Here is a 23,748-nt window from a genome sequence, read left to right on the forward strand (position 1 = left end):
TGCGCGGGCGGTAAGTGCAAGATCGCTGAGTGTGGATGCAGGCCGGGTCAGGGGGTGACGGGGGCGGGCTCGGCGATGCAGGCGGTGCCGACGCGGCGGAAGCCGACCCGCAGGTAGACCCGCGCGATGTCCTCGTTGCCCGCGGAGAGGAAGATCAGGTCGGTGCCGGCGGCCAGCAGCTCGCGGGCCAGCGTGGCGGTGACGGCCGCGCCCAGGCCCCGGCGGCGGGCGGACGGCAGGGTGGCCACGCCCGCGATCTCCGCCACGTCGCCGACCCGCATCGCCATCGCGCTGGCCAGGGCGCCCTCGGCGGGCGTCCCCGCCAGCACCGACAGCCGCCGGCCGTCGGCGGTCCGGGCCCGTTCCTCGTCCAGCGCCGCCTCGTCCAGCTCGGCCACGGCGGCGTCCCGCTGCGCCGGGCCGGCCTCGCCGCGTTCGGTGCCGGCCGCGGCGAAGGCGACGGCGGCGACCGCCCGCCGCGCGGCCACGTCGGCCGCGAAGCCGGGGCCCGCCGGGTCGAGCACCCGCAGCGGTACGTCCGTGAGGGTGGCCGGGGCGGGCAGCGCGGCCGGGTCGAGCACCATCAGCGGCGCCTCCAGGACGGAGAGCCCCGCCGAGCGGGCCACCGGCAGCAGGCCCGGCGTGACCTCGTGCACCCACTCCAAGGCTTCGGGGAGACCCAGCTCACGCTGGCGCTGCCGGACGGCCGTGACGTCCGCCAGCGACGGCGGCTCGTCGGCGTCCCGCCGGGGCCGGGCGTAGAACGGCCAGCCAACCCCGTCCCGGACGAACAGCACCAGGGCGCCGTACTCCTCCGTGCGGGTCGCGTCACGGGGCACCGCGTCGTAGAAACGCTCCAGCCGGTCGACCAGTTCCCGTTGCTCGTGATCCACCGCGCGAGACTACACGTCCCAGAGTCTGGAAGGTGTGATCAATCTGCACTGGCCTTGCGCTCAGGACCCTAACGTAGACTCAATAGACCCTTGAGGGCCGACGTCGTCCCGATCGAGATCCACCCTGAGTGACGACAGGAGGCCCGGTGGCCTTTCCGTACCCTCACAGCAGCCCGCAGCAGGCCCCGCACCTCGGCCCGGGGGCACCCGCGGCCGGGCTCTACGATCCCGCGCAGGAGCACGACGCCTGCGGCGTGGCCTTCGTGGCGGACCTGTACGGGCGGCGCTCGCACGCGGTCGTGGCCAACGGCCTCGGGGCGCTCTGCCGGCTGGACCACCGGGGCGCCCGGGGCGCGGAACCGAACACCGGCGACGGCGCGGGCATCATGATCCAGGTCCCGGACGCGTTCCTGCGCGCGGTGGTGGACTTCCCGCTGCCGCCCGCCGGCGAGTACGCCACCGGCCTGGTCTTCCTGCCCGACGACGACGCCGACGAGGCCCGCGCCCGCCAGGTGGTGGAGAAGTACGCGCTGGTCGAGGGCGCCGACCTGCTCGGCTGGCGGGACGTGCCGGTGGACCCGAGCGGGCTCGGCGAGACGGCCCTCGCGGCGATGCCCCGGGTCCGGCAGCTCTTCCTCGCCGCGCACCGGCTCACCGACTCGCCGGCCGGGCCGGCCGGGTCGCGGCTGCGCGGCATCGAGCTGGAGCGGGTCGCGTTCTGCGTACGCAAGCAGGCCGAGCGGGAGAGCGCCGAGCGGGGCGTGCCGGCGTACTTCCCGTCGCTGTCCGCGCGGACCATGGTCTTCAAGGGCATGCTCACCCCCGACCAGCTCCCGGCGTACTTCCCGGAGCTGACCGACGAGCGGATGGACAGCGCGATCGCGCTGGTGCACTCCCGGTTCTCGACGAACACGTTCCCGTCCTGGCCGCTGGCGCACCCGTACCGGCTCATCGCGCACAACGGCGAGATCAACACCATCCGGGGCAACCGGAACTGGATGCAGGCCCGCGAAGCACTCCTGCGCAGCCCGAACCTGCCCGGCAACATCCGCCGGGTCTTCCCGGTCTGCACCCCCGCGGCCTCCGACTCGGCGAACTTCGACGAGGTCCTGGAGCTGCTGCACCTGGCCGGCCGGAGCCTGCCGCACGCGGTGCTGATGATGATCCCCGAGGCGTGGGAGAACGACCCCGACATGGGCGCCGAGAAGCGCGCCTTCTACCGCTTCCACGCCAGCCTGATGGAGCCGTGGGACGGGCCGGCCTCGGTCGCCTTCACCGACGGCGAGGTCGTCGGCGCCGTGCTGGACCGCAACGGGCTGCGCCCGGGGCGCTGGTGGCGTACGGACGACGGGCTCGTGGTGCTCGGCAGCGAGGCGGGCGTGCTCGACCTCGACCCGGCCCGGGTGGTCGCCAAGGGCCGTCTCCAGCCGGGGAAGATGTTCCTGGTCGACACCGTGGCCGGCCGGATCGTGCTCGACGAGGAGATCAAGGCGGAGCTGGCGGCGGAGCACCCGTACGCGGAGTGGCTGCACGCCGGCCTGATCGAGCTGACCGACCTGCCCCCGCGCGAGCACATCGTCTACACCCACGACTCCGTACGCCGCCGCCAGCAGACCTTCGGCTACACCGAGGAGGAGCTGAAGATCCTGCTCGCGCCGATGGCCCGCACGGGCGCCGAGCCGATCGGCTCGATGGGCACCGACACCCCGATCGCCCCGCTGTCCACCCGGCCGCGGCAGCTCTACGACTACTTCCACCAGCTCTTCGCGCAGGTCACCAACCCGCCGCTGGACGCCATCCGGGAGGAGTTGGTGACCAGCCTGGCGTCGACGATCGGGCCGGAGGGCAACCTGCTCGACCCGGGCCCGGCGAGCTGCCGGCAGATCGTGCTTCCCTACCCGGTGATCGACAACGACGAGCTGGCCAAGATCCTCTGCATCGACGAGGACGGCGACCTGCCCGGCTTCAAGGCGGTCCGGGTCTCCGGGCTCTACCGGGTCCGGGAGGGCGGGGCCGGCATCAGGGCCCGGCTGACCGAGATCTGCCGGCACGTCTCCGAGGCGATCGAGGACGGCGTACGGATCCTGGTGCTGTCGGACCGGGACTCCAACGCCGACCTCGCCCCGATCCCGTCGCTGCTGCTCACCGCCGCCGTGCACCAGCACCTGGTGCGTGAGCAGACCCGTACCCAGGTGGCGCTGGTCGTCGAGTCCGGCGACTGCCGCGAGGTGCACCACGCGGCGGTGCTGATCGGCTACGGCGCGGCGGCGGTCAACCCCTACCTGGCGTTCGAGTCGGTGGAGGACATGATCGCCACCGGGGCGCTCGTCGGCGTGGAGCCGGCGAAGGCGGTCCGCAACTACGTCAAGGGCCTCGGCAAGGGCGTCCTGAAGATCATGTCGAAGATGGGCATCTCGACCGTGTCGTCGTACTGCGGGGCGCAGGTCTTCGAGGCCGTCGGGCTGGACGCCAAGCTGGTCCACCGCTACTTCCGGGGCACCCCGAGCAAGATCGGCGGGATCGGGCTGGACGGCATCCACGCCGAGGTCGCCGCCCGGCACGCCGTGGCCTGGCCGGCGCCCGGCGCCGAGTCCACCGGGCGGCTGGAGGTGGGCGGCGAGTACCAGTGGCGCCGCGAGGGCGAGCTGCACCTGTTCAACCCGGAGACCGTCTTCCTGCTCCAGCACGCCACCCGCAGCCGCCAGTACGACGTCTTCCGGCAGTACACGGCCAAGGTCGACGAGTTGGCCGCGAAGGCCGGCTCGCTGCGCGGGCTGTTCACCCTGCGCACCGGCACGCGGCCCCCGGTGCCCCTCGACGAGGTCGAGCCGGCCACCGAGATCGTCAAGCGGTTCGCCACCGGCGCCATGTCGTACGGGTCGATCTCGGCCGAGGCGCACGAGACCCTCGCCATCGCGATGAACCGCCTCGGCGGCAAGTCCAACACCGGCGAGGGCGGCGAGGACGTCGAGCGGCTGCACGACCCGGCCCGCCGCTCCGCCGTGAAGCAGATCGCCAGCGGCCGGTTCGGGGTGACCAGCGAATACCTGGTCAACGCCGACGACCTCCAGATCAAGATGGCCCAGGGCGCCAAGCCCGGCGAGGGCGGGCAGTTGCCCGGCAACAAGGTCTGGCCGTGGATCGCCCGCACCCGGCACGCCACCCCGGGCGTCGGCCTGATCTCCCCGCCGCCGCACCACGACATCTACTCCATCGAGGACCTCGCCCAGCTCGTCCACGACCTGAAGTGCGTCAACCCGGCCGCGCGGGTGCACGTCAAGCTCGTCAGCGAGGTCGGCGTGGGCACCGTGGCGGCGGGCGTGGCCAAGCTCAAGGCCGACGTCATCCTGATCTCGGGCCACGACGGCGGCACCGGCGCCTCGCCGCTGAACTCCCTCAAGCACGCCGGCACCCCGTGGGAGCTGGGGTTGGCCGAGGCGCAGCAGACGCTGCTGCTCAACAAGCTCCGCGACCGGGTCACCGTGCAGGTCGACGGCCAGCTCAAGACCGGCCGCGACGTGCTGATCGCGGCGCTGCTCGGCGCCGAGGAGTTCGGGTTCGCCACCGCGCCGCTGATCGTCGAGGGCTGCGTGATGATGCGGGTCTGCCACCTCGACACCTGCCCGGTCGGCATCGCCACCCAGAACCCGGTGCTGCGGGAACGCTTCACCGGCCGGCCGGAGTTCGTGGAGAACTTCTTCCTGTTCCTCGCCGAGGAGGTCCGCGGCTACCTGGCCGAGCTGGGCTTCCGGTCGATCGAGGAGGCCATCGGGCAGACCGAGCTGCTCGACGTCGCCCCGGCGATCGCCCACTGGAAGGCCAACGGGCTGGACCTGGCCCCCGTACTGCACCTGCCGGAGCTGCCGGCCGGCGCCGCCCGCCGGGGCGTCCGCGCCCAGGACCACGGCCTGGAGCTGGCGCTGGACAACGAGCTGATCGCCCTGGCGGGGCCCGCGCTGGCCGACGGCACGCCGGTGCGCCTGGAGGTGGCGGTACGCAACGAGCACCGCAGCGTCGGCGCCATGCTGGGCGGCGAGGTGACCCGCCGCTTCGGCGGGGCCGGCCTGCCCGCCGACACGATCGAGTTCACGCTGCGTGGCACGGCCGGGCAGTCGTTCGGCGCGTTCCTTCCGCGTGGGGTCACGCTGCGGCTGCACGGCGACGCCAACGACTACGTGGGCAAGGGCCTCTCCGGCGGCCGGCTCGTCGTGCGGCCGGACGCCGCCGCGCCCTTCCTCGACGGCGACGCCGAGCAGGGCCAGCGGGCCGAGGACCAGACCATCGCCGGGAACACCATCCTCTACGGGGCCACCGCGGGCGAGCTGTTCCTGCGCGGCCGGGTGGGGGAGCGGTTCGCGGTGCGCAACTCCGGCGCGGCGGCGGTCGTCGAGGGCGTCGGCGACCACGGCTGCGAGTACATGACCGGCGGGACCGTGGTGGTGCTGGGCCCGACCGGCCGCAACTTCGCCGCCGGCATGTCCGGCGGTACGGCCTTCGTGCACCGGCTGGACCGCCGCCGGGTCAACGCGGAGCTGGTCGACCTGGCGCCGCTGTCCGAGGAGGAGCAGGCGGCGCTGCACGAGCTGGTGCAGCGACACTTCGCCGAGACCGACTCGGCGGTCGCCGAGGCGCTGCTCAAGCGCTGGCCGGAGGCGGTGGCGGAGTTCACCGCCGTGGTGCCCCGCGACTACCGCCGGGTGCGGGAGATCATGCGGGCCGCCGAAGCCGCCGGCCGCGACGTCGACGACGCGGTGATGAGCGCACTCGCGGCGAACGCCGCGTCGGCAGCGCAGCCGGCGCCTTCCGACTCGTCCATGCCGACCACGTCCGCCACGCGGGCCACGGTCCAGGAGGTGGCTCGTGCCTGACCCGAACGGTTTCCTGCGCTACGACCGGCGACTGCCCGCGCGTCGCCCGGTGCCGGTGCGGATCAGCGACTGGCGGGAGGTGTACCCGCCGGCCGGCGAGGAGCTGATCCGCGAGCAGGCCACCCGCTGCATGGACTGCGGCATCCCGTTCTGCCACGACGGTTGCCCGCTGGGCAACCGCATCCCGGACTGGAACGACCTGGTCCGCACGGGCGGCTGGGACGCCGCGGTCGAGTCGCTGCACGCCACCAACAACTTCCCCGAGTTCACCGGCCGGCTCTGCCCGGCGCCGTGCGAGGCGGCCTGCGTGCTCGGCATCGGTGGCGGGCAGCCGGTCACCATCAAGCAGGTCGAGGTGGAGATCGCCGACGCGGCCGTCGCCCGGGGCGGGCTGCTGCCGCGCCCGGTGCCGGCGCCGACCGGCCGGTCGGTCGCCGTGGTCGGTTCCGGGCCCGCCGGGCTCGCCGCCGCGCAGCAACTCGCCCGCGCCGGCCACGCCGTGACGGTGTACGAGCGCGACGACGCGATCGGCGGCCTGCTCCGGTACGGCATCCCCGACTTCAAGCTGGAGAAGGTCCACATCGACCGCCGGCTGGCCCAACTCACCGCCGAGGGCGTGCGCTTCCGCACCGGGGTGAACGTCGGCGTGGACGTCACCGCCGAGCAGTTGCGCGCCGAGCACGACGCGGTGCTGCTCGCCTGCGGCGCGTTGCAGGGCCGGGACACCCCGGAGACCCCGGGGCGCGGCCTGCGCGGCGTACACCAGGCGATGGACCACCTCGTCGCGGCCAACCGGGTGGTCGCCGCGGCGGCCGGCGGCCGGCCCGACACGGCGGTGCTGCCCGACGGCCGCCCGATCGACGCGGCCGGGAAGCACATCGTGATCATCGGTGGCGGCGACACGGCGGCGGACTGCCTGGGCGTGGCACACCGCCAGGGCGCGGCCGGCGTACACCAGCTCGATCTCTACCCGCAGCCGCCGCAGGCCCGCGACGAGGCCCGGGACCCCTGGCCGACCTGGCCGTGGCTGCTGCGCAGCTACCCGGCGCACGAGGAGGGCGGCGAGCGGGTCTTCGCCGTCGCGGTGCAGGAGTTCGTCGACGACGGCACCGGCCAGGTGCGGGCGGTGCGGATCGCCGAGGTGACCGTGGAGAAGCGGGACGGCCGGCGGATCGTCACCGCGCTGCCCGGCTCCGAGCGGGAGCTGCCGGCCGACCTGGTGCTGCTCGCGATCGGCTTCGAGGGTACGGAGGAGCAGCCGCTGCTCGACCAGTTCGGGGTCGGGCGCAACGGGCGCGGCGCGGTCGACGCCCGGCCCGACTGGCAGACCGACGCGGACGGCGTCTTCGTCGCCGGTGACATGCACCGGGGCGCCTCGCTGATCGTCTGGGCGATCGCCGAGGGCCGGGCCGCGGCGGCGGGCATCCACGCCTACCTGGGTGGGGTGGGCACCCTGCCCGCCCCGGTGGACCCGGCCCGGCAGCCCCTCGCCGCGCGCTGACCGGCGCCCTCTCCACAGACGCCTCGCGCTCCGGCCACCGCCGGACCGGCACCTGGTGACTCGGCCGGGTCGACACCTGTCGACCCGGCCGACGCCGTCACGGGCCCGTGCCCGCGTGCCCCATGGTCGCTGAGCGGCCCCGAACCATTCCATTGATCTGCATGTTTCGATAGCATTACCGCCTGGTAACAAGCACCCGTCCTGGCCACGCGCGCGGTCATCGGGCTCCACCACCCCTGTCCCGTGGAGGTCCCCCATGCCCCACCGCCCGCTGGCCCGTGCCCTCGCCGCGCTGGTCGCCCTGCTCACCGCCGCCCTCGGCGCGGTACTCGCCCCCGGCCCCGCCCAGGCCGCCGCAGCCGTCAACTACGTGGCCCTCGGCGACTCCTACTCCTCGGGCGTCGGCGCCGGTCCGTACGACCCGTCCACCTGCCTGCGCAGCCAGAAGTCGTACGCCCCACTGTGGGCCGCCGCCAACGCGGTCGCCAGCTTCACGTTCCCCGCCTGCGGCGGCGCGGTCACCGCCGACGTCATCAACAACCAGGTCGGCTCGCTGAGCACCAGCACCACCCTGGTCACCATCACCATCGGCGGCAACGACGCGGGCTTCGCCGACGTCATCACGAGCTGCCGCTTCGGCAGCACGTCGAGCTGCACCAACGCGGTGAACGAGTCGAAGGCGTTCGCCACCGCCACGCTGCCCGGCCGGCTGGACGCCACGTACGCCGCCATCCGGAACCGGGCGCCCAACGCGCGGCTGATCGTGCTCGGCTACCCGCGACTGTTCGAGACCGGCTCCTGCGGGCTGCTGGCGATGAGCACCTACAAGCGGACCATCCTCAACGAGGCCGCCGACGTGCTCGCCACGGTCATCTCCGGCCGGGCCGCCGCGGCAGGCGCCACGTTCGCCGACACCCGCCCCTACTTCGCCGGGCACGGGGTCTGCGCCGCCGACCCGTGGATCCGCGACGTCAGCGGCGTCATCGAGGCGTACCACCCGAACGCCGACGGCTACCGGTACGGCTACCTGCCCGCCCTCGACGCCGCGACCAGCTGACCCACCCCACCCAGGGTGTAAGGAAGGTGCCCTTCCTATCGCAAAAGCGATAGGAAGGGCACCTTCCTTACACCCGAGCCGACGCGCCCGGGTTCGTCACTGTCCGGTGTCGCCGGTGTCCGTTAGGGTCCTTGTGGATCAGGTGGGGCGACGGCGACGGGAGCGGCAAGTGGGCAGGCTCGCGTCGGCGTACGGGCAGGCGGTCGCCGCCCACCGGGCCGCCCGCGTCCACCTCGAAAACGCCCGCGCCGCGTGGCGTGCCGCGCCACCGCCCGCCCCACCGGCGGCCGACCCCGACCTGGTCGCCCGGCTGGCCCGCGTCGGCGGCGCGCTCGCCGCTCCCGCCCCGGGCACCCCGCTCACCGGTACGCCCCGGCCAGTCCGCCTCGGTGAGGCGGTCACCGCCGGCGGCGGGTTCCCCGTGCTGGTGCCCCTCGGCGGCGGCCACCACCTGTCCGTCGACGTCGACGCCCGTGACCCGCGTGCCGCCGCGCTGCTGCGGGCCGTCGTCCTGCGGATGCTGGCCACCGCGCCGCCCGGCGGGCTGCGGGTCGCCGGGCTCGACGCCGCCGCCCTCGGGGCCACCTTCGGACCGCTGCGCCCGCTGGTCGACGCCGGGGTGCTCGACCCGCCCGCCACCACCGACGCGGAGGTGGCCGCGCTGCTCGACGACGCGGAGCGGCACGCCCGCGCCGCCCGCAACGGCGACCGCGTCGGCCAGGAGCTGTTGCTGGTGGTGGCCGCGTCCGCCCCGTCGCCCCGCGAGGCCGCCCGGCTCGCCGCGCTCACCCACGCCGGCCCGGCCGCCGCCGTCTGCGTCCTGGCCGGCGGCTGGCCGTCCGGGCCGTCGGCCACCCCACCGCCGCCGCTGGGCACCACCACCGCGCTGCGCCTGACCCCCGACGGGTACGCCCACGTCGGCGACCCGCCCGGCGCGCCGTTCAGCGCCGACGGCAGCGGGCTGGCCGTGCCGGTGCTGCTCGACGGTGATCCGCCGCCGGCGGCCGTGTCGGCCCTCGCGGAGCACCTCGACGCCGCCGTCCGCCGCCACGCCGCCGTGGGCTTCGCCGAGCTGCTGCCCCCGCACCGGTGGACGGAGTCCGGCCGGGCCGGCCTGCGTACCGTCGTCGGGCGTGCCGGCCGGGATGCCGTCGCGGTCGCCTTCGACGACGCCACCCCGCACTGGCTCGTCGGCGGGCGCACCGGCGGCGGAAAGACGGTCTTCCTGCTCGACGTCCTCTACGGGCTGGCCGCCCGCTACTCCCCGGCCGAGCTTCAGCTCTACCTGCTCGACTTCAAGGAGGGCGTGAGCTTCACCGAGTTCGTGCCGACCGAGCGCGACCCCGCCTGGCTGCCGCACGCCCGCACGGTGGGCATCGAGAGCGACCGCGAGTACGGCGTCGCCGTGCTGCGCGAGCTGCGCCGTGAGCTGAACCGCCGGGCCACCCTGCTCAAGCGGCACGGCGTCACGAAGCTCGCGGACCTGCCTGCCGACGTCGCGGCCCCCCGGGTCGTGGCGGTGGTCGACGAGTTCCAGGTGCTGCTGGCCGGCCGGGACGCCATCGCCCGGGAGTCGGTGGACCTGCTGGAGGAGTTGGCCCGCAAGGGCCGCTCCTACGGGGTGCACCTGGTGCTGGCCAGCCAGAGCACGACCGGGATCGAGGCCCTCTACGGGCGGGCCGAGGCCGTCTTCGGGCAGTTCGCCCTGCGGGTGGCGCTGCCCGGTGGCGGCGGCGTGCTCGACCGCGACAACCCCGCCGCCGCCACCCTGAGCGTCGGCACGGCCGTGCTCAACGCCGCCGCCGGGGCCACCGGCGCCGACACGGTCGTCCGTTTCCCCGACGCGCACGCCGAGGCCGGCGTGCTGGCCCGGCTGCGCCACGAGCTGTGGCAGGCCCGCCCGGCGGGTGCCCGCCCGCCGTCGGTGTTCCGGGGCTACGAGGGGGCCCGCGTCGAGGACGATCCCACGTTCGCCGGTCTGCGCCCCGGCGGCCGGCGTCCCCTGACGCTGGTCGGCCGCACCGTCGACATGGACGGCACATCCGCGCTGTTCATGATGGACACCAGCCCCGGCCGGCACCTGGCCGTCGTGGGCACCGCCGTCACCGCCGCCGAGGTGCTGCGCGCGGCCACCCTCAGCCTCGCCCGCCAGCACGGCCCCGGCGAGGCGCGGTTCCTGCTCGCACCCCTCGTGGCCGCCGCCGACCCGGCCGTCGACGACACCGTCGCCGCGCTCGTGGCCGCCGGCCACACCGTGGAACGCCTCGACGCGCACGCCCTGCGCGACCGGATCGTGGCGCTGGCCGCGCCGGCCCCCGCCCCGCACGCGGCGCCCGGCCCGGACGCGACAGCCGGCGCGGCGGGATCCACGGAGGCGGGGCCGGCCCGCAGCTACCTGGTCGTGTTCGGGATGGATGCCGCCTCCGCCGTGCTCGCCGCCGCTGATCCGGTGACGTTCCGTTCCGCCCACGAGGACCTGCGTGCCCTGCTGCGCCAGGGGCCGGGGCGGGGCGTGCACCTGCTGGGCTGGTGGCGCGGCCTGCGCCGGCTCGCCGACGACCTCGGCGGTACCCAGAACCGGGACGACGTGGCCTGCCTGGTCGCGCTGAACGTGACAGGCGCCGAGCTGGGGCTGCACCTGGGCGTGCACGATCTGGCCTACGAGCCGCGCGCCGACCGGGCGCTGCTGGTAGACCGGCACGACCAGCGGACCCGCCTCATCGTGCCGTTCACCCGCGACGGGCACCCGCCGGACGGGGAGAGCTGAGTGTCCACCTTCGAGGACTACGCGGCGCTGGCCCGCCATCTCGCCGCGCAGCGGCGGGCCGGCGAGCAGGGCGCCGCCGCCGAGTCGGCCCGCCAGCGAAACCTGCACGCCGCCGTCGACCATCTCGACCGCCGGCTCACCGCGCAGGGGCAGCGTCTCGACCAGATCGGCCACACGATCGGCAGTCCACCCCCGCCCCCCGGCCAGCCGGCCACCGGCGCCGCACCGGGCGGCCCGGTGCCGGATGCGCCGACGTCGGGCGGGCCGGTGGCGGTTGCGCCCACCTCGGGCGGCCTGTCGGCCGGGTGGCCCGACGGCTTGCCGCAACCGGGGGCGGGGTCGGTCGGCGGCGCAGCCGCCGCGCCGGGGCGGCCGGAGGTCGGGGCGTACGCCCAGGGGAGCCCGGGGGAGACGGCGCTGGCGGTGCCGGGCGGGGTGCCCGCGCCGCGCGCCGGGGAGCTGGACCCGGTGGCGGAGCTGGAATCGGCGCGGCGCTGGGCCGACGAGGCCGACCGGCTGGGCCAGCAGGTCGAGCTGCTGGCCCAGCGCCCGGCGCTCCTGCCGAGCTGGTCACCGGTGGCCCGGGCACTCGCCGTCTACCTCGGCTGTGCCGGCGTCGGCGTGCTGCTGATGCTGGTCATGGTGCTCGCCTCCGGCGTCGGGGCGCTCGGCCTCGGCACGCTCTACACGTGGATGTGCGCCGGGCTGCCCGCCGTGTCGCTGATCGCCGGGTGGCTCGTCCTCGGTCGCTGGGGCACGCCCGCCGTGGTCACCGGCACGCCGCCGCGCTACCCCCTGCTGGGCATCCTGGTCTGCTTCCTGGCCGTCCCGCTGGCCTACTGCGGCTACCTGCTGATCTTCCGCGCCCTGCGCTGACGCCGCGCCGTCGCGCCGGGCGGCGGTCTCGGTGGCGGCGAGGAAGGCGTCCAGCTCGGCGGGGGTCAGCCCCTCGTCCTCCAGCAGCGCCAGGAGCAGCACCGTGCCGGCGGTCACCGCTTCGGCGGTGCCGGGCGGCGGCGGGCGCTCGCCCAGGGCCGCGCCGAGCAGCGTCTCCGCCAGCGTCGGGTCGACGTCCACGCCGGTCAGGTCGTAGCGTTCCCGGGCCGCCGCGACGAACCTGATCAGCGGCGCGCGGTCCTGTCCGGCGACGAACCGGCGGCGCGCGGCCACCAGCAGCGCCCCGGCGAGCAGGTCGGCGTAGCGCAGCCACTGCGGCTCGGTGAAGCGGCGCAACCGGCGGTCGTGCCGGCCGAGCCGCCCGTCGAGCAGGCTCCGCAGGGCGGTCGTCGGGTCGTCGGTCATGGACGGTTCCACCTTCCTCCGTGCTGTCGGTTGCGCGGCAGGCCCGCTCTGGCCCGCGGGTGGTGCCGCCTGGCGTTGGCGACGACCAGGTCGGCGGCGGCCCGTGCCCCCTGTGCCGTTGCCCGTGCGGTCGCTGAGGCGTCCGCCTGCGCCGGGGCGGCCCGCAAAGGTGGCAGCACGGGTGCCGGCTCCGGTGTGCCGGCCAGGGCCGCTGCCCACCGGTCGATGGCCCGGCCGCCGTGCGCCAACCGCGCGGCCACCAGGTCGAGCCGGGCCACGGCCGCCCGGAACCGGCCCGCCGCGGCCAGGTCGCCCGGGTCGCGCGCCGCGCCGGGCCGCTGCGGCAGGATGCCCCCGCCGGTGGGGCCGGAAGGCTCCCGGTGGTGGCTGCGGCGGATCCTGTCCTCGGCCGCAGCCAGCCACCATCGGGTCCGGGCGGCCTCGGCGGCGGCCCGGTCCGCGTCGGCGCGGGCCGCCCGCAGCCCGGCGAGCAGGTCACCGGCGCTGCCGGAACCGGCCCGGGCCACGCCGAGCCCGGCGTGCACGAGGCTCAGCGCCCGCCAGCATTCGGTGACGGCATCCTGCCAGGGCAGCCGCCGGCCGGGCGGCCCCGCGCCGTGCAGCAGCCCGCCGGCCCGGTCGGCCGCCGCGATGGTCGCCAGCCAGGCGTCGCGAAGCCGGTCGACGGCATCCGCGTGCCCCGGCAACTCCGGCGGCACCGCCCGGCCCCGGGGCGCCGGCAGCACGGGGGACGCCGGGCGGATCGGCGGTGGGGTGTCGCGCCGGTCGCGGAGTCGGGCCCGCGCGGCGCGCTGCGCGTCGCAGGGGCCGGGCCGTCCACACCTGCGGCAGATCCCGGTGTACGCCTCCGTGTCGTGCTCGACCACCGTCCGCCGCGCCTCGGCCAGCTCGCACAGGACGTGGCGGCGCAGCTCGTCGGCGTTCACGGGGCGACCCTGGCGTGCTTCACCAGGCGGGCGAAGCGCACCTCCGGGCACGGGTACGGCTCGCCGCACCCGCACATCCAGCGCGTCACGGGCCGGGGCGGGTGGGCGAAGAGCACGTCGTCCGCGTCCTCGACGTCCTGCGTCGACACGAAGTCCGTGCTGCCGACGGGTGGTGTGCGGTCGTCGGGTGGCAGGTCTGATGGGTGGGGCACGAGGGCGTCTCCCGTCCGTCGCTGGCGGTGCGGAATCCAGCCGGGGCCGTGTGCGGTCGGCCACGGCACGCCCGGCCGACCGGGGGGATCGACCGGCCGGGCGCTCTGTGCGGTGGGGAAGAACCAACTCCGGGTTTGCAGACCTGGGAGCCGGTCGGGGCCAACTTTACACATGTAGTTACGGAAAGCAAGGACGGCAACACGTTGCTTGTCACGAGTAGTCACGCGTGATCGAATGAGCGGGCAGACCTGGGAGTCCATATGCCCGTAAAGCCCAAGTGGGAACAGCTCGCGGACCGCATCCGTGGTCAGATCGAGTCAGGCGAACTTCAGCCGGGGGACCGGCTGCCCTCTACCGTCCAGCTCACGACCCAACACAATGTCTCCACCACGGTCGTCCGCCAAGCGATCCTGGTGTTGCAGACGCAGGGCTGGGTGCAAGGCGTCCACGGGCTGGGCGTCTTCGTCGCCGAACGGCAAACGGACTGACCATTCCCGAGGGCTGCGTCCCGCTTGCCATTGGTGATCGGGTGGTCGCGCTGGGTGCGCTGATCTCGTACTCTCCTCAGTGGTCGTGGCTCGTGCGGGGCGCGGCTCGTCAGGAACCGGGGGAGGGCGTGTGAGCGCAGCGGAGATGATCGCCAGGTTGGCGGCGGCGTCACAGAAGCTGGACGAGGCAAAAGCCAAGACGGCAGCGGCAGCCCAGGACGCGGCCGAGGCGCGACAACTCGTCGCGGGTGCGTTGCAGGGCATCGGGGCCGGGCCGCTGATTGGCATGATCGACTCGTATCGGGAAGCGCTCATGAGGGCTGCTCAGGGCAGCGAGCCGGCCAAGCAGCAGGTCCAGGAGACGATCGCCAAGGTGCATGCGCTGGGTAACTGAGCACGGGTGGTGGCGGCACAACCAGCCAACCACCCATTGTGCTGCGGCAGGCAGTGCCGAACGCTGGACCGGTCGCTGCTGCCCGACGAGCGGCGGACGCCCATAGCGACGAGCCGCCAGCACCTCGGCGTGAGCGAGTCAGCGCTGAGGCCATTGGGTTCTGGGCGTCAGCGGGCGCAGCTACTTGGGCAACGGTCTCCGAGTTCATGCCGGTGCTACCGAAAGCCGTGGCGGGGACTCTCCTGGCGAGTGCTGCCACGGTCAGCGCCGGCAAGTCCTGGTTGAAGAAGCGTCGAGAGGATCGCGGTGAAAATTGACAGTTCGGTAGAGGCCGCCATGCGGGTCACCATCCACGCCGCCGTCAAGCGTGACTTCGGGATGCTCGACCAGCAACTTCAGACTCTCAAGAGTGACGAGCTTGCCCGTTCGACCACGCAACTGACACTTGCGGTCGTGGGCTACCTGATGACGGACGTGCACGGTGGCAGGCCCACGCGGGAACAGGTGACGGCGATTGCTACGGAGATCGCCAGGGCAGAATCATGGGCGCAGCCGACCCGGGATGAGATCGAGGTCTTCCTGTCGAAGCTCATGAGCGGGGAGCCCTTCGGTGAGGCTGTCCCAATCGAGAACATCATCGTGCTCGCCTTCGTGGTTGCCGCGAACCTGCTGTCGTCCTGCCGCCGTGACGACGAGAAGTGGTGGGACTACCTGGACCGTGCCGAGGCGGCGATCGAGGCGGCGGGATGACCGGGGTGTCCGAGCCGGTGACGCGTGACGGTGGGGTGCTGGACGGGTTCCACATCCGGCAGGTGCCGGGTGACATCGGCACCGAGGTCTCCGACTTCGCCAGCGAGTGGGACGACGTCCGGTTCGCCACGCGGGTCTGGGAGCGGCAGACCGACGACGGCTACCAGGTCGACCTGCGCGTCCACGTCATGCGGGGCGAGCGGCTGACCGACCTCGCCGCGCTGCGCGATTTTCTCGCCGAGTATCACGAGCGCGACCCTGGCGACTGGCCGTTGGTCGAGTTCATGCACGGTGACTCTGCGGGGCTTCGTGACGACTCCCAGGCGTTCTGGCTCGCTGAGCCTGGTGTCGCCGTCAACGTGCTGGTCGCCACCGACCTGGCGGACGAGGGGCAGCTTCTGCCGACGGCGCTTGCCGTCGTGGCGGTATCGGATCAGGACGACCCCGCCAGCGCAGGCGTCGTACGACTGGCCCCGGTGCGTCCACCCGCGGATTGAGGTCGGCGGTGTCGAGGTGCGCCTGGTGTCGCCGTTCGGTGATCGGCTTCTCCGACGGGCATTGTCCTGTTCGGGATGGGCTGTCACGGCGATGGGCATGCTGTAGCGCATTCGCCGCCGGAAAATCGTACGACAACTAACGTGAGGTGCCGGAGGATCTCCGGTGATGTTTGCTGCTCTCCTCCGCCGAGCGCGCCCGCCGTCGCCTCTCGCCGGCCGGCTCGCTGCCCAGTCACTCCTCTTCGCCCTCGGTGAGGGCACGTTCATGACGGGCTCGGCGGTGTTCTTCACCCAGATTGTCGGGCTGTCCGCCGCCCAGGTCGGTCTCGGCCTGACATGCGCCGGCATCGCCGCTTTCCTGGCCGCGCTGCCGATGGGCAAGCTGGTCGACCGCTTCGGGCCGAAGAAGATGTGGGCCGTCAGCGCGATCGGGCAGGCGGCGATGTTCGCGGCGTGGCCGTTCATCGACGACTTCACGGGCTTCGTCGTCATGGCCGTCGGCATGGAGGTCATCGGTGCCCTCGGCAGCGCGGCATATGGCGCGTACACGATCGACGTCCTGCCGCCGGACGAGCGGGTGACGTCACGCGCCTACATGTACTCGGCGCTCAACGTCGGCTTCACCCTCGGCTCCCTGCTCGGCGGCGTCGCGCTGGCGTTCCGCTCCAACGACGTCCTCCACGCGCTGCCCTGGTTCACCACTGTGATCTTCCTGGTCAACGCTGTCGCAATCATCCGGCTGCCGCGGGCCCCGCACGACGACCGCACCCCGCAGGACCGCAAGGTGAAGATCGCCGGGCCCGGACCGTTGCGCAACCCCGGCTGGCTCCTCACGGCGTTCTTCGGCGGGGTCTTCTGGACCAACCAGGTGCTGCTCACCATCGTGATTCCGCTGTGGCTGGTGGAAAAGACCGACGCCCCGCGGGTGCTGCTGGCCTTCCTGTTCGCGACCAACACGGTGATGTGCATCATCCTGCCGATGGCGGCGGCCCGCGGAGTCAAGGACGTTTCGACCGCGCTGAAGGCGGTCCGGGTGTCGTCCACCTTCTTCGTACTGTCCTGTCTGATCACGCTGGCGACACACGACACCGTCGGCTGGGTCACGATCTTGCTGGTCTGGCTGGGTCACGTCACCGTCACCGGGGCTGAGCTGTACTTCTCGGCCGCCAGTTGGTCGTTCGAGGCCGAGCTGATGGACCCACGTCAGCGCGGCGCCTACCAGGGGGCCGCGGAACTGAGCAGCACCCTGGGCCGGGTGTGGGCTCCGGCGGTATACACCTTCCTCGCGCTGAACTGGGGCGCCGCCGGCTGGCTGGTGATCGCGGGCATCATCGTGGTGGCCACCATCGGCCTGCACCCGTCGACCGGGCTGGCGCGGCGGTTCCTCAATCAGCACGTCCCTGCCGAGGTGTTGGCCGACGCCCGTGCCTCCAGTCGCGAGCCCGAGGGGGACAGCGCGGCCGGGCCACCCTCGCTCGTCAACGCCGACGAGCCGCTACCCGAGTCCACCGGTGGTCTGATCCGCTAGGTCCCGCCTGGTGGTTCGGCCCCGCCCGTACGTACTCTGCTCGGCGGGGCCACTTGGTGTTCGGCCTCCGCGCCCGGCGGCCGGCGGCCGGAGCCTGGCGTCGCCTCGGCCAGCAGTAGGGGTCAGGGTCGGTCACCGCTGATCCGGGCGATCTCCTGAGCGATCAGCTCGTCGGCGCTGATGAGGCCGGACGCGACATCCCGGAGCCGGTCCTGCCATTCCTCGTCGAACTCCTCGCCTTCGAGGGCGGCGACGAGGAGCTGCTGGCCCGGGGTGCGGAGGACGCCAGCTGGAGGACGCGGACGCGCTGCTGCCGCCCGAGGTGATCGCCCAGGAGATCGTGGAGGACCTGCAAACGGCCCTGCGCGAGTTCTCCGCCATCGCCGACGCCCTCGGCCGGCGCAGTCCCGAACCGAACTGAGGCGGTCAGGAAGGGGCCGTGGTGAGCGGACCGGACATCCAAGCTGACAGTACCCGCCCGTAACATCGAGCCCAGGATTGCCCGTCAGCGGTCGCTACCTGGTCAGCGGGTTCCGCGTAATCTCGGCGGCTGGCGGAACGTCAACGTTCACCTTCGTCCCAAACTCGGAGATGGTCATTTCTGCCCGGTTCCCCTGACTGTGGTCGGCCGGCTCGCGGACGTATGTAAGGCGGGTGAGGCGGCCCTGGCTGTCGACAGTCGCCTCGAACGCCACGGCTCGGTCCTGCGACCCGTCCTTCAGCCCGTTGGCCGCTGCGAAGTCGAAGTCGCCCCGGAAACTGCCGCTGCCGGCCCGCTCCGCCCGGACGATGTGATCCACGGGGTTCAACAGGGAACGGACATCCATCTCGATAAGCCCGTTGCCCTTGGGGTGCTGTGTGACATCGGTATACACCCAGGTCTTGCCCTCGCGGGCTTCGACCAGCGCGCCGTCCTTCGAGAAACGGTTGTAGACGTCCTGCCCGATCTGGCGGGTCTCCGTGGTGACCTTCACCCCGTCCTCCAACACGGACATCGTGAACACTCGCCAGTTCCTTGATTGGTCCGTCACTCCAACCAGGTCACTGAGTTCCTGCCCGTCCCCCCGCGTCACCTTCATAGTCAATCGAAAGCTCTCGCGATCGAGCCGGTCGACCGCCTCCTGGAGCACGGCCACGGCATCGTCGTGCCGCTCCGGTGTGCACCCGCTCACCGCATACGCGGTCGCAACGACGAGGCCGAGGACAAACCCTCGACACGGGCGATTACCTACCACTGCCAAGTCCTTCCCCCGCGAGGCGCCAACCCGGGGCACTGATCGGATGACCCGAGTTTCCGTCACCCGGCCCCAGGCAGGCGTCAGTGTAGGTAGACGACTCGGCGAGGGGTATCCGATTACACCGGGCAATGCAGCGGGTGCCCGATCCGTACGATCGACGTCAGTTTATGGCTGTCGACGTACGGGGGTTTCGATGGGAATCAGAGAAGGCATGGCCGGACTGGTGGCCGTGGCGTCGGTGGTGGCGGGCGCGAACGCCCTACCGCCGGCCGCCTCGGCGGTGGAGGCGGCCGCGAGCGCGACCGAGGTGGGCCCGCCCTGCGTCCGGGAGGACCTGCGGCTGCCCGCCGGGCCGTGGCAGCGGATCGAGGTCGAGCACGCCGACCCCAGCGGCCGGTTCCAGCTCGCCTACGGGACGGACACCTCCTGGGGCGGGCACGTCATCCGATGGGACAACGGCGTGCCCAGCAACCTCGGCACGCCGCCCGGCGGGCTGGAGGAGATCAACGAGCAGGGCGACTTCGTCGGTAACACGTCCTCCGAGGACGGCCTCCACCGCAGCACCGCGTGGCGGTACTCCGCAGGTCAGACGACCTCGCTGCCGGGCCTGCCCGACAGCGTGCAGACGATCGCGACCGCCATCGCCGGGGACGGCACCGTGGCCGGGTGGGTGCGCTCCGCCGACGGGCGACAGACGGCGGTGACGTGGGCGCCGGACAACACCGTGCGGGCGCTGCCGGGTGCCGGCGCGAGCCGGGCGGTCGACATCGACTCCGACGGAACCGTCATCGGGTTCCTGGGGAACACGCCGGTGCGGTGGGCGCCCAACGCCCAGCCGGAGACGCTGCCCGGCTACGCGGCGGGCCCAGACAGCGGCTGGCATTTGACCGGGATCAGCGCGGGTGTGGTGGTAGGCATGGAAGTCACCGGGTCCAGTCACCTCGTTCTGGCGTGGGCGCCCGGCACAGCCCCGGCCCTGCTCGCCCAGGGGGCGACGCCGCACGCGGTCAACGCGCGTGGCTCGGTCGCGTACGAGAAGTCCTATGAGAACGAGCAGTGGCTCCGGCAGGACGGCGTCGACCGGGCGCTGCCGTTCGGTCCGTCGCCCTTCTCGATCGCCGACGTCGCTGGGCTGACCGACGACGACGTCGCGTACGGCAACCACTACTCGACGCCGGTCCGGTGGGTCTGCGCATGACCAAACGCTGCGGCGATCAGGCGCGCTCGACCACGATCACCGGGATCTCCCGGTCGGTGCCCTCCTGGTAGCCGACGTAGGTCGGGAAGACCCCGGTCATCACCTGCCACAGCCGGGGCCGCTCCCCGGCCGTGGCGGTGCGCGCCGTGCCCCGGAACTTCTCGGCCCCGACCTGCACCTCCACCGCCGGATCGGCGCACAGGTTGAGGTACCAACTCGGGTGCCGCGCCGCGCCGCCGTTCGACGCCACCAGCAGGTAGCGGTCGCCGTCGCGGCCGTAGATGAGCGCGGTGCGCCGCAGCGTGCCGGAGCGGCGCCCCCGGGTGGTGAGCAGCAGGCTGTCGTAGCCGTGGAACTTTCCGCCGTCGGCGCCGTCGGTCTCCAGGTAGCGCCGCACGTGGCTGGCCACCCACTCCACCGGACTGTCCTGAATGGTTTCCCCCATCGGCCCAGCCTAACGGTCACGCCGCGCCGGCGAGGGCCCCGCGCCGGGGACGGTCAGGGGTCGGTGAGCAGCAGCCAGTCGTCGTCGAGCGGGGCGACGGCCGTGGCCTCGGGCCAGACGTGCGGGCTGGCGGTCGTCGCCCGCGCCTGGTCGACCAGGGGGCGGCGGGCGAACGTCGCCCCGTCGAAGGTGACCGGACCGGAGAAACGGGCCCGGCCGAAGTTCGCCGCCCCCTCGAAGCGGGCCCCCTCGAACCAGGTTTCGTCGCCGAACTCGGTCCACCGGAACAGGGCCATGTCCGCGAACCGGGTCTGCCGGAACCCGACGTAGCCCGCGAACCTGGCATGGTCCATCGAGACCCCGCTGCGGAAGACCGCCTCACGGAAGCTGGCGCTGCTGGTGAACCTGGTCGCGTCGAAGCTCGCCGTCCCGTGCACCGTGGCACCCCGGAACGAGGCCCGGGCGATCGTCGCGCGCCGGCAGGACAGGCCGCCGGCCAGGTCCGCGCGCTCGAAGCTGACCTCGCCGCCGATCCGGGCGTCGTCGAGGACGATCTCGGCGTCCCCGCGCAGGTCGTCGCAGACCAGGTCGTCGAAGGTGGCGTCCAGGGCCAGCCGCCCGACCACGGTCGCGCCGGCCAGGCTGGTGGTGCCGGTGCAGACCGCGCCGGTGAGGTCCGCGTCGACGAGCGTGCAGCCGGCGGCGTCGAACCCGTCGAGCCGGGCGCCGGTCAGATCCAGCCTGGTGTCGGGCCAGAAGGCGTCGTCGTCCGCGCGCAGGTGCCGGGTCAGGACCCGCTGCGCGGTGCGGCGCACCTCCGTCTCGCGCGCGTCGTCCTCGGCCGCCGGCATCCGCAGGTACGCGCAGAGCACCGCCACGATCGTCGACCGCTGCGCCGGATTGTCCTGCCCGAGCCGCTCCAGGGCGTGCAGGCCGCCCAGGCGTACGGCCGCGTTGTCGTTGCCGAGTAGCTCGACGGCGCCGGTGTACAACTCGGTCAGCCGGCGCTCGGCAGCGTCGTGCTCGGCGGCCTGGGCCTGCCGGTCCTGGTGCCGCTGCCCGGCCTCGGCGACCGCCTCGGCGTGCGCCTGCACCCGTTCCCGGTGTGCCTGGTCCTGCGCGGCGACGGCCTCCTGGTGCCGCTGGGCGCGCTCGCCGATCCACTGTCGCCGGGCGGCGAGCAGCAGCGCGAGCCCGCCGCCGGTGCCGGCCACCACGGTCAGCCCGGTCCGGATGGCGTCGATGCGCAGCGTGGCCCGGGTGTCCGGCTGGGCGGCCCGGTCGGCCTCGCCGAGCAGCCAGTCGAGCACCAGCCAGCCCAGCAGGGCGGCGACCAGCAGGCCGACGAGGGCCAGCCACCACGGCATCACCCGCAGCGGTCGTTCGCGGGGCGGTGTCTGGCGCACGCGCACAGCATGCCACCACGGCCGGCCGGGCGAGGGACACCATCCCTGATGGACGGCCGCCGCCCGCTTCCCGTACGGCGTCAGGCTGCCTTGGCCAGGGCCTCGTACTCGTCGTCGGTGAGCCGCACCTCGGCGGCGGCCACGTTCTCCTCCAGGTGCGCCACCGACGACGTGCCCGGGATCGGCAGCATCACCGGCGACCGGCGCAGCAGCCAGGCGAGGGCGAGCTGGGCGGGCGTCGCGCCGTGCCCCGTGCTGATCGCGTCCAGCGGCCCGCCCGGCCGGGCCAGGTCGCCGGTGGCGATCGGATACCAGGGGATGAAGGCGAGGTCGTTGCGCTCGCAGTATTCCAGGACGGCCTCCGCGCCGCGGTTCGCCACGTTGTAGAGGTTCTGCACGGAGACGATCGGGGCGATGCTCCGGGCCGCCTCGATCTGCTCGACGGTCACCTCGGACAGGCCGATGTGCCGGATCTTGCCCTCCTGCCTGAGCAGCGCCAGCTCGCCGATCTGGTCGGCCAGCGGCACCTGCGCGTCGATCCGGTGCAGCTGGTAGAGCGGGATGGCGTCCAGCCCGAGGTGCCGCAGGCTCAGCTCACACTGCTGCCGCAGGTATTCCGGGCGCCCCACCGGCCGCCAGTCGCCGGGGCCGGAGCGGGTCAGGCCGGCCTTGGTCGCGATGACCAAATCATCGGCGTACGGGTGCAGTGCCTCGCGGATCAGCAGCTCGCTGACGAAGGGCCCGTAGGAGTCGGCGGTGTCGATGAACGTCACGCCCAGCTCGTACGCCCGGCGCAGCACGCGCACGGCCTCGGCCGGGTCCTTCGGGTCGCCCCACACGCCGGGGCCGGTGAGCTGCATGGCCCCGTAGCCGAGTCGGTCGACCTGGAGATCGCCCCCGATCCGGTACGTCCCGGAGGCCTTCGCGGGCTGCTTACCAGCGTCGTTCGCCATGCGTGGATTCCCCATCCTGTTTCGCTTCGTCTCCAGCGGCCAATCTAGCCACCGGTGGGGCTTTCCCGCCGATCGTCGCCCGCACCGCCGCCAGGGCGGATCGAGACCGGGATCACCCGCCGTCGACCGCGTACCTCCCCGCCCGGTGCTCCGCCGGCGAAACGGCGCGACCGGGCCGCAACCGGGCCGGGGCGTGGACGAAGTTGACCGGAGCGCCCGTGCCGGCCTGCCCGCCGTGGGACGCTGGGCCCGTGCCGGCGCGGCGTCGACCACGGGTCGCCGCGTGCGGCGCCACGCGGGAGGGAGGCGCCATGACGGGAGTGCCGCAGGTCGACTTCGCGCTCGACACGTACGAGTGCATCGTGCTGTATCCCGGCGCGGCCGGGCGGGCGCTGCCGGCGGAGACGGTGCAGCGGTTGCAGGCGGAGCACCTCGCCCACATGCAGGCCCTGCAACGGCGGGGGATCATCCTGGTGGCCGGCTCGGTGGACGGCCCGGCCCGGGAACCGGACCCGCCGATCGGCTTCGGCCTGGCCCGTACCGGCTCGGTGGACGACGTGCGCAGCGTGATGGAGGCCGACCCGGCCGTCCAGGCCGGGCTCTACCGGGTGGACGTGATGACCTTCCTCTGCCCGGAGGGGTCGCTGGAGTTCCCGCTGGTGAAGACGCAGACCTGAGCCGCCGGCCGGTTGGGACGCATCCGTGCGCGGAGCCGTCCGCTGCGCGTCGTCGAGCCGCGCAGACGCCACACCACCACCTTCGACCGCGGCAGTCACTCAGCGTGGGCAATCTCGACCGCCGCACCCTCCCGCCGCTTCCCCTTTGCTCTGCAGCCATATAGGCACCGGACACGTTGCGTAGGCGGTGCCTACGTGGCTGCAGAGCAAAGGGGGCGGGGAACAGTGGGTGACGCGATCGAGGTGTCCCGAGAATCCGCTGTTCAGAAGCATCTGTCGGCGGCGGGTGGGCAAAAAGGCAGGCTACGCGGCTGGCGGCGGTTACGCAGAGCAACTTGGAGGGGTGCGCAGAAGGTGATTACCGAACGTTATCGAAGCCGCCCGGGCTGGGGGGCTCGCAGCCGGTGTCCAGGTGAGCGCGGCGCGCCTTCGCCCTCCGGCGTGATGCGCTCCGCGGCGGGTTCCGGCCCTTGCGCGTGGCGAGTCGGGCGGCTGCTCCCCGTCGCCGGTCTATCGACGGGGAGCACCCGGATGCCCGGTAGCGCCGGGGGCGTACGATTCCGGCGCGCGGTCGCCGTTGCCCGCCGCCTCGACGTCCCGGCGTGGGTTCCGCCCGCCGGCTGCGC

General features: G+C 73.4%; 19 protein-coding genes. 12 read left to right on the forward strand and 7 right to left on the reverse strand.

What is annotated here, in order from left to right; genetic code table 11:
- Window positions 1–47 precede the first annotated feature (47 nt).
- Window positions 48–893, reverse strand: coding sequence for a GNAT family N-acetyltransferase (locus ABZ809_RS15645; RefSeq protein ID WP_357563185.1), 846 nt, complete (start codon window positions 891–893; stop codon window positions 48–50).
- A 146-nt stretch (window positions 894–1,039) separates the two neighbouring features.
- Between ABZ809_RS15645 and gltB the strand changes: the two genes are divergently transcribed.
- The 5 genes from gltB (at window position 1,040) to ABZ809_RS15670 (ending at window position 11,962) form a co-directional block, all read left to right on the forward strand.
- On the forward strand, window positions 1,040–5,761 hold the full coding sequence (gene gltB, locus ABZ809_RS15650) for a glutamate synthase large subunit (protein ID WP_357563186.1): 4,722 nt from the start codon (window positions 1,040–1,042) through the stop codon (window positions 5,759–5,761).
- On the forward strand, window positions 5,754–7,262 hold the full coding sequence (locus tag ABZ809_RS15655; protein ID WP_357563187.1) for a glutamate synthase subunit beta: 1,509 nt from the start codon (window positions 5,754–5,756) through the stop codon (window positions 7,260–7,262). Before gltB ends, ABZ809_RS15655 begins: the two co-directional genes overlap by 8 nt.
- A 256-nt stretch (window positions 7,263–7,518) precedes the next feature.
- The gene (locus ABZ809_RS15660; RefSeq protein WP_357563188.1) at window positions 7,519–8,319 is read left to right on the forward strand and encodes an SGNH/GDSL hydrolase family protein; all 801 of its coding nucleotides are present in this window, start codon (window positions 7,519–7,521) and stop codon (window positions 8,317–8,319) included.
- Between the two features lie 169 nt (window positions 8,320–8,488).
- Window positions 8,489–11,086 (forward strand): FtsK/SpoIIIE domain-containing protein, encoded by a 2,598-nt coding sequence (locus tag ABZ809_RS15665; RefSeq protein ID WP_357563189.1) that lies wholly within the window; start codon window positions 8,489–8,491, stop codon window positions 11,084–11,086.
- Window positions 11,087–11,962 (forward strand): hypothetical protein, encoded by an 876-nt coding sequence (locus tag ABZ809_RS15670; RefSeq protein WP_357563190.1) that lies wholly within the window; start codon window positions 11,087–11,089, stop codon window positions 11,960–11,962.
- Between the two features lie 422 nt (window positions 11,963–12,384).
- On the opposite strand, the gene ABZ809_RS15675 is transcribed toward ABZ809_RS15670, so the two are convergent.
- Window positions 12,385–13,335, reverse strand: coding sequence for a hypothetical protein (locus ABZ809_RS15675; protein ID WP_357563191.1), 951 nt, complete (start codon window positions 13,333–13,335; stop codon window positions 12,385–12,387).
- The gene (locus ABZ809_RS15680; RefSeq protein WP_357563192.1) at window positions 13,332–13,547 is read right to left on the reverse strand and encodes a hypothetical protein; all 216 of its coding nucleotides are present in this window, start codon (window positions 13,545–13,547) and stop codon (window positions 13,332–13,334) included. Before ABZ809_RS15680 ends, ABZ809_RS15675 begins: the two co-directional genes overlap by 4 nt.
- 261 nt (window positions 13,548–13,808) lie before the next feature.
- Between ABZ809_RS15680 and ABZ809_RS15685 the strand changes: the two genes are divergently transcribed.
- The 5 genes from ABZ809_RS15685 to ABZ809_RS15705 all read left to right on the forward strand — a co-directional run bounded on the left by ABZ809_RS15685 (window position 13,809) and on the right by ABZ809_RS15705 (window position 17,205).
- Window positions 13,809–14,036: a winged helix-turn-helix domain-containing protein gene (locus ABZ809_RS15685; RefSeq protein WP_357563193.1), complete on the forward strand. Its 228-nt coding sequence runs from the start codon at window positions 13,809–13,811 to the stop codon at window positions 14,034–14,036.
- Between the two features lie 130 nt (window positions 14,037–14,166).
- Complete coding sequence (locus tag ABZ809_RS15690) at window positions 14,167–14,430, forward strand: DUF6244 family protein (protein WP_091076450.1); 264 nt, start codon at window positions 14,167–14,169, stop codon at window positions 14,428–14,430.
- A gap of 306 nt (window positions 14,431–14,736) precedes the next feature.
- Window positions 14,737–15,180 (forward strand): hypothetical protein, encoded by a 444-nt coding sequence (locus ABZ809_RS15695; protein WP_357563194.1) that lies wholly within the window; start codon window positions 14,737–14,739, stop codon window positions 15,178–15,180.
- A complete protein-coding gene (locus ABZ809_RS15700; RefSeq protein WP_357563195.1) occupies window positions 15,177–15,677 on the forward strand; it encodes a hypothetical protein in 501 nt (166 codons plus the stop codon). Before ABZ809_RS15695 ends, ABZ809_RS15700 begins: the two co-directional genes overlap by 4 nt.
- Window positions 15,678–15,843: 166 nt before the next feature.
- Complete coding sequence (locus ABZ809_RS15705; protein WP_357563196.1) at window positions 15,844–17,205, forward strand: MFS transporter; 1,362 nt, start codon at window positions 15,844–15,846, stop codon at window positions 17,203–17,205.
- 515 nt (window positions 17,206–17,720) lie between these two features.
- Here ABZ809_RS15705 and ABZ809_RS15710 read toward each other — a convergent pair.
- Entirely contained in the window at window positions 17,721–18,341 is a 621-nt protein-coding gene (locus tag ABZ809_RS15710; RefSeq protein ID WP_357563197.1) for a hypothetical protein, read from the reverse strand.
- 295 nt (window positions 18,342–18,636) lie between these two features.
- Between ABZ809_RS15710 and ABZ809_RS15715 the strand changes: the two genes are divergently transcribed.
- The gene (locus ABZ809_RS15715) at window positions 18,637–19,641 is read left to right on the forward strand and encodes a hypothetical protein (protein WP_357563198.1); all 1,005 of its coding nucleotides are present in this window, start codon (window positions 18,637–18,639) and stop codon (window positions 19,639–19,641) included.
- 16 nt (window positions 19,642–19,657) lie between these two features.
- Here the strand turns inward: ABZ809_RS15715 and ABZ809_RS15720 are convergent, their stop codons facing one another.
- The 3 genes from ABZ809_RS15720 to ABZ809_RS15730 all read right to left on the reverse strand — a co-directional run bounded on the left by ABZ809_RS15720 (window position 19,658) and on the right by ABZ809_RS15730 (window position 22,445).
- A complete protein-coding gene (locus ABZ809_RS15720) occupies window positions 19,658–20,086 on the reverse strand; it encodes a nitroreductase family deazaflavin-dependent oxidoreductase (protein ID WP_357563199.1) in 429 nt (142 codons plus the stop codon).
- 53 nt (window positions 20,087–20,139) lie between these two features.
- Window positions 20,140–21,492: a pentapeptide repeat-containing protein gene (locus ABZ809_RS15725; RefSeq protein ID WP_357563200.1), complete on the reverse strand. Its 1,353-nt coding sequence runs from the start codon at window positions 21,490–21,492 to the stop codon at window positions 20,140–20,142.
- A gap of 80 nt (window positions 21,493–21,572) precedes the next feature.
- A complete protein-coding gene (locus ABZ809_RS15730; RefSeq protein ID WP_357563201.1) occupies window positions 21,573–22,445 on the reverse strand; it encodes an aldo/keto reductase in 873 nt (290 codons plus the stop codon).
- Between the two features lie 311 nt (window positions 22,446–22,756).
- On the opposite strand from ABZ809_RS15730, the gene ABZ809_RS15735 reads away from it, so the two are divergent.
- Window positions 22,757–23,122 (forward strand): YciI family protein, encoded by a 366-nt coding sequence (locus ABZ809_RS15735; protein WP_357563202.1) that lies wholly within the window; start codon window positions 22,757–22,759, stop codon window positions 23,120–23,122.
- The last annotated feature ends 626 nt before the right edge of the window (window positions 23,123–23,748 follow it).

This window comes from Micromonospora sp. NPDC047074 (assembly GCF_040643815.1).
GTDB lineage: Bacteria > Actinomycetota > Actinomycetes > Mycobacteriales > Micromonosporaceae > Micromonospora.